Below are 12,818 nucleotides of genomic sequence, written 5' to 3' on the forward strand. Positions count from 1 at the left end.
TCAGCGCTTCAGCCTGAGGTTTTGCAGCCCCACCACCACTGCGGGGGAAGACGTTTTCAGCAACTGGAATAGTACGCGCGAATCTCCGTTATGGGGAACCGAGGTTTCGAACCGCAGTTCCCGGTCTTTTTGCACGTTGCGGAAAACCAGTTGATCCGTCATGATTTCATCTGTATAAATACGCATTACGAGGAACTCCGTATCCGCGGCGTATTTCAGGTTGCCTTGAACCAGCAAGTGATCGGACCTGGAGCTGACAACGCCGTTACTGAGGTCTACCTCCCTGCCTTCCAGGTCGGTCACGCGGTTGAGGGTAATTTCAGCGGTGGCCACAATCGCCTTGAACTCACGCACATCGCTCTCGGCCACGACTTGGCCCGCACTGTCCAGCGCCCGGACTTTCCAGTACGACCAGCGGTTGCGCCGCAACTGGTTCCAGATGGGCGGCGTCGGGGTAAAACTCGGTTCCGTACCCGCGTCATGCCATGGCTGATCCGGCGTGTTGTAGAGGATGGCGTAGAGATTGCTGGAAAACGCCACTTCATACCGCGACGCCCCCGGGGCGCGCAACCAGGAAAATTCGGGAATTTCCTTTTCCTTGGCCACAAACTCGTTGAGCGGAGTGGCCAGTTCCACCAAGTTCTCGTACGGCAACACAAAGTACTTCAGCACCGGGAACACCACGTTGAGTTGATTGGGACGGGTCAGTTCCAGAGTAATGGTGTGCAAACCCGGATCCAGCACCGGCAATCCGGGTAGTTCACGCGTACGGATCTCTTTCAACTCTCCCTGGATGGCCAGTTCGTTAAAAAACTCGTAAGGTTGGCCGTCCACGATCCACTGACCGGAGACAATGCCGGTGCCGCGCATCTTCATGCGCAATACTGCGTACAGGGCGCGCGACTTGCGCGGCACCACTTTGTAGTACTTGCCGTTGTCCAGGCGGATTTCCGCCACATCCACCAGCACTTCATCGTCGATGCCCCTCACGGTGACCGTGGCCGTAAACTGCCGCGTGCTTTCGCCGTTTTCATCCCGGGCGCTGATGGTAAAGGTGCCGGATTGGGCATAGGTATGGGTCACTTCGTGGCCGCCCGATTCCTGCACCCCGTCGCCGAAATTCCACAGCACCAGGTCACCGCGGAAATTCTGCGCCGCAACGGAAACCGGGCGGTTCATCAGCACCTCCGGCGCGGAAACCGTGATAAAACGGTTCTCCGGCAGCACTGTTATGGAGGTGGAAACCGGGGGATGGGACAGGGTACCGTCCACCGCCGAAACCGTCCGGGTTCCCGCCTGCTGAAAGCGGTGCATGATTTGGCTGCCGTTGACTTCCCGGGTACCGTCGCCGAAATTCCAGTGGATGCTGGTGGGTTGCAGGAAATTTACGGCCTCGAAATAGACCGGCTGGTCTTCGCGGGGGGATGCGGGACTGAACTGAATGGCGCGATTCGGTTGGCCGATGTTGACCTGTACCGACACAGCCGTGACTTGGAGGCTGCCGTTCCAGTCATACGCCCTGACCTGGTAGGAGCCCGCTTGCGCATAGGTGTGGGTCACTACGCTGCCACCCCGGGGGGACGCTGCCCCCTGGTGCCGGTATACGGTGCCGTCGCCCATTTCCCAGCGGATGTTGTCCGGCGTGTTAAAGTTCACCGCCGTGAAAGTTGTTGCCTGCCCAACTACGGGGCTGGCCGGAGACACCTGGATGGAGCGGTTTTCCCTGATGGTGATGGTCATGGATTCTGGAGGAGGGGGAGTGCCTGATATAGTACGAAGTCGGCCCTGGCTCGGATATGCGGGCGGCTGAAGTGTAACCACGTAGCGACCGGGACTGCGATAGACGTGTGTTTTCCAGTAGGCCTCCGTCACATTGGTATCTGAGCTCCCATCCCCATAATTAATCACACCGGGATGAAAGTTGTAATCATAACTGGAAGCGCGAAAAAGGATTTCCTGGCCCACAAAGTACGGGCCGGAGGGCGGGTCCACCTGGATGGCTTCAAGGGCTGCAGGCAGCATTAACAGAGCGATTATCAGGACAAGTATTGTTTTTTTCATTATTCTCTCCCCTAGAACGAGACGTTCAACTGCATGAAGAACGCCAGGTTGTCATTGGTCATCTCGCCGTAACTGCTCTGCTGGAAACGGCCCGTAAACACCAGCGTGGGTTGGATCTTCTGCTTAAAGAACCTGGCCATGTAGAAATTCAGGTTGGCCGTGGCGCTGATGTTTTCGGAATCCGACACATCGTTGTCGTTTTTGGAATAGGATCCGCTTACAGACAAGCTGAAGACCTGGGGGATAAAGGTCAGTTCTGAATTCAGATACAGGTTGTACATTCTGGAGGTGGAGCCATCGGTCAGGTTGTCGCTGTTCTGGTAGGAAAGGGTGGGATTGAAGGTCAGGAACCGTCCCAGGCTGAGATTCAGGGACAATGACGCGTCCAGGTTGGAGGTGAAGGTTTTGGACTCGGTTTTGCCCACCCGCAGCGTTATGCCGTTGGCCCCGGCCACGAATCCCAGGGTTGCCGCGTAGCGGAGGGTGTCCATGTCCGTTCCCCCGGCTTGCAGACCGGTTGATTGGTCATAATCCAGGTTGTCCACTCCGTATTCGGCGCCGACACGGATGTGGTTGGCGATCAACCAGGACAAGTTGCCGTTCAGGTTCTTGGTACGCAGCATGGGTTGGATCGGGCTGTTTACATAGGTTTTCTGATCATTGTATCCGATACTCACGGAAAACGTCTTGATATTGAGACCCACCATACTGTTCCAGCCTTCGCGATCATTCTGCAGAAAGAGGTTGGCGATAGAGTTGTAGTTGTTGTCGATCTTTTTGTATTCCGCGTTCACGGACAGAACACCGGCATTCAGGCGGGCACCGGCCGTGTATGCATCGCCGGACTGCTTATCCAGTTCAGCCGTGGTCGCGGCCTTGCCGAAATTGCTGTGGGCGTATTCGGCAAGAAGCTGCATGCGGGATTTGAGCAGGTTCAGTTCGCCGGACAGGCTCATCAGGTAACCTTCACGGATGATGTCTTCGGTAAAATACACGGTTTTGCTGTCCAGGTTGTCCTTGCCGCTGAGAAAGAGTCCGCGAACTTTGAAAAGATTGGCCTGGTGCAAACCCAGAACCGCGCCGTACAGCATGGCATTGGACGGCGGAATACCGAAACCGTCAAATCCCGTTTTCTGCTGGCTGTTGGTCAAAAATGTTCCCGCGTAAAACCACTTGTTCTCAAGCTGCGCGCTGATTCCACGCCGGCTCAGGTAAGACGTGGAAAAATCCGTGTGGTTGATCGACAGGTCGCCGGCCTCCAGTTTCAGGTCGCCCCGGTTGTAACGGACCACCATGCTGGACAGGTTGACATGGCTCTCTACATCCGACACCTGGCTCATGTAGGAAAAATTGGAATCAAAATCCAGTTGGTACTTGTCTTTGACGATATTGCGATACAACCGCACATTCCCATTGGCCGTAAACGACTCCGCCGGCGGTTCGCTTTCATCGTACAAACGCGTGTTGGTCGATGCACTGGCCGTCATGCGCAGCAGGGGGTCCCGCTTTTTCTCCTCGGGTGAAGGCGAAACGCCGCTCTGTTGAAAATAGACCCGGGGCGTGGATCCGGTGTTCAGGTCAGCCAGCGCAAAAACCGGTGACAACACGCCCGCACGCTTTCCCTTTGATGAAAGCACAAAATATTCCAATTCGCGTCCATACAGGTTGTCCAGGGGAATCCGATAGCCCGGCATTCCTTTCGAATCGGGCCGCATGAGACGTACCTGGTAAGATTGAGCGCCTTTCGTGCGGTAGTACAGGTAGTATGTTTCACCCGAGACCGGCGCCGCCAGTTCTATGGAAACGGAATCGGGCCTGACCTCCAAACGCGGCAAAATGGTGGAAATCGAGACGTCCGCGGCGGTCAGAAACCCGGTACAGAAAAGCAGCACCAGCCAGCCGGCCGGAATGACTTTGCGTTTCATGATATCACCCTCCACTCGCTACTATAATAACGGGATTCAAAAAAAAACATGTTTTTTATATGTCCAATGACATTTCCAAGTCATGCGTCCTGATGCACGTTCTCAGCGCTGACGGAAAGAACCGATCTCGGAAGTGGTCAAAACCCGGCCCGAATCGTTCAGACCGCGCACCATCCAGTAGATCCAGCCGGCATCCTTGAAAATCATCATGTCCAGGACATGATGATCATGATCCGTCGCCGCTTTCCATTCAATCTGGCGATCCTCCAGGAACTGAAATGGCGCTTCCGATACGGCGATTTCGTAAACAGTGGCCTGGCGAATCGGTTTCCATGCCAGTTTTGCCGCATCAGAAGCCGGAATTTTGGACCCCACTTCCGGGCTCAGCAAGAGAATGGCGCCGCCGGAACTGACAAAGTAGCGCAACCGGGGTATTCTACCGCTGAAACGATAGTTGGTAAACTCCACGGTCAGCTCGTGCATGCCGACATCCAGTGCGGGCAAATTCGGCATGTCTTGCGGGTCCGGTGCGGCCACACGGCCGTCTTGCAAAACCATGGAAAACAAACCCATTACCTGGTCATCCAGTTTCCATTGCCCTCTCAGGATTCCCCTGCCGCTGGACGTGAGGCGCAGAGCATAGGCCGGGGGCCGGCTCTTGCGCGGCACCACCATGTACGCCTTGCCGGAGGAAAAAACCAGTTCCATGCCTTGCAATACAAAACCCGGCACCAACTCCACCACCCGAACCGTACCGGCGAACAATTTGGTGGAGTCTCCGGCCTGGTCGCGGGCCGTTATCCTGAACTCTCCCTTTTCCGCAAAAGAATGACTGACCTGGGTTCCCGTTTGCAAAGTCTGCTTTCCATCACCGAAATCCCAGGCCACTTTGGGTCCGTCGAAATTCTCGGCATTAAGGACAATCTCTTCCCCGGGCAGGGCGAATTTCGGCGCCTTCAAGGCGCGGTTGTCCGGCTGCACCACGAGAGTGGCTGAAAAAGGAGGATATGTGCTGGTGTTATCCATGACCTGAACGTCAATCCTACCTGGAGAGGGAAAGGCTGCATTGTGAACCATGATGCCGGATTTCCGTCCCGCCGGACCCAGGTTCCACTGAAATTGACCGCCCTGTACTCCCTTCAATTCGAGATTTACCGGGTCACCGGCCCGGATGCGTTGCGGCGCATGAATGCTGCGCTGTTCACTGGCGACCACAATCTGACTCTCAATGCTCTTTCCATCGCGGCCGCGGAAATCCACGGCCTTCACGCGGAAGTTTCCCGGAGCATTGTACTTGTGTGACATGCGCGTGGAGCCCATGCGCCGTGTGCCGTCGCCGAAATCCCACTCCACCATGTTGTCTTTGAAATTCCGCGCTTCCAGCTGAACTTCCGTACCCACGAAGTGACGTTGGTATTGGCTTTCCAGTGATCGGTTTTCCGCCAACACCTGGATTCGCTGCGAAACCGGGGCTTTGGCATCGCCGTTCGCGTCAAATGCCTTGACCTCAACCATTCCCACCCTGGGGAAGGGCCTTTGCAGCTTAAGCCCGGCGTTGCGGGTCTCCCCATCACTGAACTCCCAACGCACATTGGGTCCGATGCCATTCTGCAAATGCAGGTTCACTTCCGCTCCGGCAAAAACAGTTTCCGGAGCATATTGGATGCGGCGATGATCTCGCACATTAACCTGGGTGGTGAGCGGAGCTTGGCCGTTGATCCGGCAGGTGACAGGCACATTCCCCGGGTCCAGGAATCGGTGCGTAATAGTTTTGGGACGCCCGGAAAGGGTTTGATCTCCGATCTGCCATTCCACCGAGTTGGCTTCGACATTGGTTGCCTGAATATTTGCGGTGTCACCGACCTTTACCTGGGCAGGCTGAACCTGGATGCGGCGGCGGTCCTGGTTTACCTGTACCTGAATCGAAACCGGCGGCTCGCTCGATCCGGCTGCTTTTACCGAAACCTGGAATTGCCCCAGCCTTGAATAGGCGTGGGTTACCTGCTGCCCGGCGGTTTGGGTTTCGCCGTCACCGAAATCCCAGGCCAGGTTGCCCGGGGAAAAGCCCTCCGCACGCAGGGTCACGGTTTCATACAATCCCGGTGTCGCTGAATCCGCGTTTACACGCCGGGGATCCGGTGCCACGTTTACAACCAGGGTTTTGGGATTACCCGCGCCGGCGATCTGGACGGATACGGTATAGGTTCCCGGATTGTTGTACACATGCTGGATAGTGGCGCCGCCGGTAGTGGAATCCCCATCGCCGAAATTCCATTGCAGGGAACCCGCTCCGAAGTTCCTGGCCTCGAATTGCAGTGGAAAATGGGCCCTGGGTGGACCACCGGTCACTTCAATCATGCGTATATCCGCCATCACGGTGAAACCGGCTTCCACGGCAATCGTGGATTGGCCGTTGAAATCATACGCTTTTACGGTAACGGCACCGGGATTAGCGTATGTGTGGGTGACGGGACTGCCCGCAGTCTGGATCGTGCCGTCACCAAAATCCCAGCGGATCTGGGAATGGCCGAAGTGCTGGGCCTGAAATTGAACCGCTTCTCCAACCTGGGGTGAGACGGGGTGAACGTGAATGGTCCGGCGCTCTTGAATCTGCAGCGTACGGGTCAGTTCTTCACCGCTGGACATCGTGCATCTCACCTCGTAGGTTCCCGGGTCCTTGTATACATGTTCCACCTCTAATCCCGTTTGCGGGGGCGAGGAATCTCCCAGATTCCAGGTTAAACTCAAACCCTGCTGGTTAAGCACAGGCAAATCAGTACTCAGACGAACGCTGGTGCCCCCCCAGAGTGTGCCTCCAGGCTGCACCACGATTTCCGCCGCGGCAAGGCCACACGCCAGAAAGGCCACCAGAATTAAAGCAGCAATTGCTTTTTTCACGCCAACCTCCTCGGTTACCCGGGATCCCCTCCCGCGCAACATCATTCAAAAAATGGTCCTGTCCCTCGCTACTACATATTCCACGAAGAGGCAAAATATCTCACCTGATCTGCTAATTCCGAAAACGCAGCAACTGGAAGTTACTCCAGAAAAATGGGTGGGCAAATGCCATCCTGCGTCCGTCCGCAAGCTGGATGTTGGATTGCATGAACTCCAGTTTGGCCCGGCGCAGTGCCTGAGACGCGCGCCCATGCCCCAGGTAATGGCGATAAAACAAGGGCAAAACACGAGAACTGATTTCATCGACCGGCCACATGGAAACCAGGGCCGAGCGCACCCCGTTCTGTGAGAACGCCGCCGCCATGCCGGCCAACCCCGTAAGTCCCAGTATGCGTTGATCCGCGCTTTCACAGGCGCTGAGCACCAGCAGTTCCGCTTGAAGTGGAATGTGTTGGGCATCATTGGCCCGCAACAAAACGGATCCTCCAGGATCTGATGAATCCGGGGAAAACAACAATCCGGAATGCCAGGGAGATGCCAGGTTGGGGATATAGTGCGTGGCCAGATGCACGATTCGAGCACCGGGAGCCTGGCGGCGAAAATTGGCGATGGTAAACGCTTCGCCGGAAAACAAACGAATCCGATCCGCAGAGAAAAAGCGGGCGATTCTGTGGACCTCCGTCACCGATGAGGGCAAAGGGGAGAGTGGGGGATGAAACCGGAATTCACTGGAAAAACTTTGGTGGGCATGATTCTGAACCAAAGGCCCGCTGAATGCCACCAGGTCCATTTTATGGGGATTGCTTTTTTGAAAGCGGCGATTCAGCAATGTAAGGCTGAATGCCAGTGACAACTGAAAACGTTGGCCCAGGTACTCCGCCGCGGCGTATTCCGAGAAAACCTCCGCCGAGGCATCGCCGTCATAAACAAAACCACTGACCAGGGCATCGAAGGGCAGGTGGAACAACTCTTTCTCCGGGATTACAATCAATTCGGTGATTCCCTCTAAATCGGACTGAAGCGGTAAAAGCAGCCGTTTGTAGAGCGATAGCGCCAGTGGAAGGTCGAAGTGCACCCTTAGGTAATCCACCCGCCCCCGAGCGAAATCATTCAGGGGCTCGCTTAACCGCATGATGTCCCGGATTAGGGTGTCGCGATCAGAGCCCAGGTAACGAAAGCGGAAACATTTGCGACCCAGGGTGACAACCGCAACCTGGTTTTCCAGTAACATGAATTTAACTGCCACCTGATCCGGGCGCAGGTATTGACGGAATCGTGTCAGATTCAGCTTGTGGGCATCCAGATCCATAGATAGTGGAGGATCGGCGATCGTTAATTCCCGTATCTCCCTGATTTGTTTCCGCAGGCGATGCAGTTGCTCTTGAAGACGCTCGCTACTGTTGAATTCCTTGCTGCGTGCCAGTATGCGAGTGAATTGCTGTTGAAGGTATTCCTCTTCGCGTTGAAGTGATAGTTCCTTGCTGCCGCGATACACAATGCATCGGGCGAGCAGTTCGTTCTTTTCTTCATGCAGGCGAATGGCGTTTTCCAGGGCCGCCGCATCTCCGTTAGTGGAGAACCGCTTCAAGCGAAACCGGATCATGCGCGAGTACAGTGAATCCAACCAGTATCGCCAAAACGAACGCTGACCAAATGCAAAAGAGGGAAGATTGCGCCGCAGTGCCAGAACAGCCTGTGTGTAAGCGGCATCTGCCTGCACCATGTGGTTGTTTGCCTGCGCCAACCGGCCCTGCAGGTAATGAAACAAGAAATAATGAGGATGATATGGGGCAAACAGGTCATCGATTCGACGCAGCAAATCGCCGGATTTCACCAGCTCCTTTCCGGAGATCAACGCATCGGCCAGGTACGCCATTACCGGAAACAAACCGACGTAATCACGATTTTTCAAAGCTGATTCCACCGCTTCGGTCAACGATTTTTCCATGGCCGACAACTGATTCAGCTGTTCCAGGATCAATCCGCGCCGGAAGAGCGAATCCCGCAGGCAGACGTAATGCCCGAGTTCCCGCTCTTCCCGTATGCTCATATCCACCAGCCTCATGGCTTCAGCGTTGCGCGCATTTTCCAGCAACGTCTGGCTGTAGCGCGAAAGCGCGCGGATCTTCAGCGATTTCATGCGCCACTTCTGAGCGTTGTCCAGGGCCCGCCGGAAAAACCGCTCCTGTAAGCCGGGTTTGTTCAGCATTCCCAGGGCCACCGCGGCTCCCAGGCTGACTTCGCCGACTACTTCGGGCTCATTGGGAAAATCCAGTGCGCGGATAAAATGGCGCAGAGCGGAAAACGCATCAAGTTTGCGCAATTCCATCATTCCCAAATCACGAAAAACCGCCGCGACATTGGGAATATCGCGGGTGGATTCCGCCAGGTTGACCAGGCGTTGCAGGTAGAGTTTTTTCACCTCAGGCTGGTTCTGCTGGTCATAAAACTGAATCAATTTACTCAGAACCACCGCCTGGGAATAGTCATCCGGACTGCGTTGCAACGCGCGGAGCAATATGGCTTCCCGATTGGAGCCGGAATAAAAACGGGATAATTCCAGCCAGGCATAGCAATGAACAGGATGATAGCGTCTGGAACTTAGAATCTCGCGAAAGAAGCGCATGGCTGCCAGGCGATCTGGTTCTTTATGCGCCTTTTGCCCGATATACTGCAGAGCTGTTGCATAAGCAGTGGGATCCTTAGATAGGGAAAACTCGCGGACAAAGGCCATGCGCTTTTTGACGCCGGGGTTTTCGCCACAAAGACGGCTGTTTGTTACGGTGAGCACGGCCATGAGTATGGCCGGCCCGTACCAGAAAGCGCTTTTCCCCCGCACCGGAATATTGTACTTTGCGGCGAAATTAACTTCAACCGCAAATGGGTAAATTTGATTTGAATGGGTATTGCGTATATGATGCAAAAGATGAAATTGCTGATCGTGATTTTAACCATCCTAGCCGCTGTAGGGGCGTTTGCCTGCCCCCCTGCTGATTTCGCCATCACGGACATCAAGTTGGGCCCTGAGGGATTTTTGGAAATTCATATTGCCAACCGCTCGGCTGAAATACATGAACCCGCCAACAAAGAAAATGAAAAAACTTTCCTGACCATTACAATTGAGGATGTCCGCCGCGCGGAATACAAGCTCAAATACATGCCGCTCCATCTGTTTCAGCCGCTTGGAAAAGTGACCTGGAAAACAAATTTCCGATTGGGCTGGTCGGTACGGGTGCACGCCCAAGTCAAACTGCCTCCCCTTATCCCGGAAACCCGTATTGAGGACAACCGCTTGACCAAGGGGCTTCATCCCCATGCCCGATAAATTGTTTTTGTCGCGACTGGAATCCGGAGAAGCCGGAGCCCAAAAAGAACTCATCCGGATGTTTCAAAGCCGGCTTGGCTTCTATTTTTCCATGCGCATTAAAGGAGACGCCCCGCTTGAGGACCTTGTCCAGGAAGTTCTGGCCCGCTTTTTTGAGTCGGTGCGCCAGAAAAAGCTGCATTCCGATCATGTGGTGGCGCCTTACATGTTCGGAATCGCCAAACGGGTGTTGTATAACTTCTACTATCAATCCACCAAAAGCAACAAAATCAACCAGAAATTGCAACAGTTGGTCCCCGGCTATGAAAATTTCGCTGAGAATCACCGTTTGGAAACGGACAATCTCATGGAGGGAATCGGCGCCATTCTGCGCCAACTGCCAACTTTGGATCAGCAGATCCTTCAACGCTTCTACTTTCAGCAAGAGAGTATCGGTGATATTGCCTGTGCCCTGAAACTGCAGCGCCATTATGTTTCTGTACGCAAGAATCGGGCTTTGAAACGCATCCGACGCGAGATGAAAAGACAACAACTTCTATAATAGAATATAGTTGAGGAGGTATCCATGCAATGCCGCCGGTTCAGACATCAAATCGACGCTTATCTGCGCAACGATCTGAGCGAAACGCAGAGGCAGGAATTTGAAAACCATTATTTTTCCTGCCAACACTGCTTCGACCAACTGCGAATCCGGCGTGCCCTCATGGAGACCAATTTCAATCTGAAACCGATGACCATTGGTGAAAAGGTCTCAAAATTCCGGTTCCGCCGCCATCCTGCGCTTTTGGCCGCATCGCTGGTGATCGTGATCGGTGCAAGCATCATGGGACTGCAATGGCAGCGGGGAAAAACCCTTGAAAGGATCTCCCGCTTCTCCCCACCTGTCATTTTGGTTACCGAGACACGCAATCAACAGGCGGAAACCGCATATACAGAGGCTGTCAAGGCCTACCAAAACGGAGACTACAAAGACGGCGTCGCGCATTTGAGCAACATCCCGGAGCCGTTCGTTTCGCCCAAGGTCCGTTTTCTCAGGGGAATTTCCCGCTTGCTGACCAAAGACCCCCAAGGCGCTGCAAAAGATTTTGAAGCCATTATAGCCGCCATGGACCCATCCTATTTTGACGAAGCCCTTTTTTATAAAGGAATCGCCCTGTTGCGCCAGGGAAACGTGTCCGGAGCCAAAGCTGTGTTTATGCGCTTGTCCGGCATGTTCAGTCCGCTGAAAGGCGAGGCCCGGAAACGCCTTGACATGATTGAAAAGGCTTTTTAGACATTAACTGGCGAGTGGCCGGGAGCGAATGGCAAGAGCGACCCGGAATAATCCGGTCGGGTTTCAGCCCTACACCGGCTTGAAGTACACCGACGACAAGCACGATGCGTTTTTTCTGGCCCGCATGCTCAAGCTGGGCATCCTGCCGGAAGGATACATCATGTCCAACGAGGACCGGCCGTTGCGTGATCTGCTGCGCAAGCGCCTGAAGCTGGTTCACCAGCGCACATCGCACATCCTGAGTTTCCAGAGCCTGGTGAGCCGCAACCTGGGTCTGTCGGTTCCCGACGATGAGATCAAGAAGCTCGCGGAAGAGGAGATAAGCGACCTGTTCGAGAACGAACACCTGGGCCTATCGGCCCGGGTCAACATCGCCGTGATCAACCAGCTCAAGTGGTTGATCTACGAGATCCGAACTTCGTTGCTTAAAGCCGCCAAGCTGAAGCCCCAGTTTGAAAAGCTCCTTACCGTACCGGGTATCGGCGACGTTCTGGCTCTGACCATCGCTCTGGAGACCGGCGATATCTATCGTTTTGCCGGCGTAGGTGAATATGCTTCCTATTGCCGTTGCGTTCCCGCGTGCCGCATCTCCAACGCAAAGACCAAGGGACGGGGCAACCGCAAGAACGGCAACAAGTACCTGGCATGGGCTTTCATCGAGGCCGCGCATTCAGCGCAACGATACTGCCCACCTGCAAAGGCGTTCTTTGTACGTAAAAGTCCCAAGACCAACAAGATCGTGGCAGCCAAAGCCCTGGCCCATAAACTCGCGTGGGCGTGCTTCTACATCATGCGCGACCAGGTAGATTTCGACTCAGACAGGATTTTCGGGAAGCCCATTAAGGTTGATAAAGGCTGCGTCAGGAAACCAGAAAGGGGACTGGACTCAGAACCATTGACCACTGCGCTCTCTCAGCAGATGGACATGTCACGGCACCGTGCGATTTCTGGGGCAACGCACGTTTGCCAGGGCCCAACCGACTCTATGCCGGATCCGGGCTTGATCCCTAATTCATCTTCGCTGTTTTGTGTAGAATTTAGTTCCGACCGAAGGCACAAGGCGAAAATTTGTGCCGGGATCCGTCGGCCCATCGAAGCGGAAAGCGACGAAGTGGCCGCTGAGGATAATGGCGTACTTCTTCCCGGGATTGAGTTGTGACATGGGCACGGAAATCTCTTTGAGAGATATTCCCGACTGTTGAAACGCAATCGAGGAAGGCGTGGCATCACCGATCAATTCAACAACAGTGATGCTGTAAGGGGGCGTCCCCCCACTCCACTTGATGATCAGGGGTTGTGAGGAATCCAAATCGATTTGGCTGTCCAATACCGGGGA

General features: G+C 54.7%; 8 protein-coding genes. 4 read left to right on the plus strand and 4 right to left on the minus strand.

The features are described from left to right. The 4 genes from ENN40_08895 to ENN40_08910 all read right to left on the minus strand — a co-directional run bounded on the left by ENN40_08895 (position 1) and on the right by ENN40_08910 (position 9,723). Entirely contained in the window at positions 1–2,061 is a 2,061-nt protein-coding gene (locus tag ENN40_08895) for a PKD domain-containing protein (GenBank protein ID HDP95459.1), read from the minus strand. An 11-nt stretch (positions 2,062–2,072) separates the two neighbouring features. Beyond that, complete coding sequence (locus ENN40_08900) at positions 2,073–3,986, minus strand: hypothetical protein (GenBank protein HDP95460.1); 1,914 nt, start codon at positions 3,984–3,986, stop codon at positions 2,073–2,075. Positions 3,987–4,088: 102 nt separating this feature from the next. After that, complete coding sequence (locus ENN40_08905; GenBank protein HDP95461.1) at positions 4,089–6,929, minus strand: PKD domain-containing protein; 2,841 nt, start codon at positions 6,927–6,929, stop codon at positions 4,089–4,091. Positions 6,930–6,996: 67 nt separating this feature from the next. Continuing rightward, positions 6,997–9,723, minus strand: a complete 2,727-nt coding sequence (locus ENN40_08910; GenBank protein ID HDP95462.1) for a CHAT domain-containing protein — start codon at positions 9,721–9,723, stop codon at positions 6,997–6,999. Positions 9,724–9,810: 87 nt separating this feature from the next. On the opposite strand from ENN40_08910, the gene ENN40_08915 reads away from it, so the two are divergent. Genes ENN40_08915 through ENN40_08930 form a run of 4 tightly spaced genes read left to right on the plus strand, consistent with a single transcriptional unit; the run spans position 9,811 to position 12,641 of the window. Next, on the plus strand, positions 9,811–10,209 hold the full coding sequence (locus ENN40_08915; GenBank protein ID HDP95463.1) for a hypothetical protein: 399 nt from the start codon (positions 9,811–9,813) through the stop codon (positions 10,207–10,209). Continuing rightward, the gene (locus tag ENN40_08920) at positions 10,199–10,750 is read left to right on the plus strand and encodes a sigma-70 family RNA polymerase sigma factor (protein HDP95464.1); all 552 of its coding nucleotides are present in this window, start codon (positions 10,199–10,201) and stop codon (positions 10,748–10,750) included. Before ENN40_08915 ends, ENN40_08920 begins: the two co-directional genes overlap by 11 nt. 24 nt (positions 10,751–10,774) lie before the next feature. Continuing rightward, positions 10,775–11,482 carry a hypothetical protein gene (locus ENN40_08925; protein ID HDP95465.1) on the plus strand — a complete coding sequence of 236 codons (708 nt, stop codon included), beginning with the start codon at positions 10,775–10,777 and terminating at the stop codon, positions 11,480–11,482. A gap of 28 nt (positions 11,483–11,510) precedes the next feature. Next, positions 11,511–12,641 carry an IS110 family transposase gene (locus ENN40_08930; protein ID HDP95466.1) on the plus strand — a complete coding sequence of 377 codons (1,131 nt, stop codon included), beginning with the start codon at positions 11,511–11,513 and terminating at the stop codon, positions 12,639–12,641. Positions 12,642–12,818 lie beyond the last annotated feature (177 nt).

It is taken from the genome of Candidatus Aminicenantes bacterium (assembly GCA_011049425.1).
GTDB lineage: Bacteria > Acidobacteriota > Aminicenantia > UBA2199 > UBA2199 > UBA876.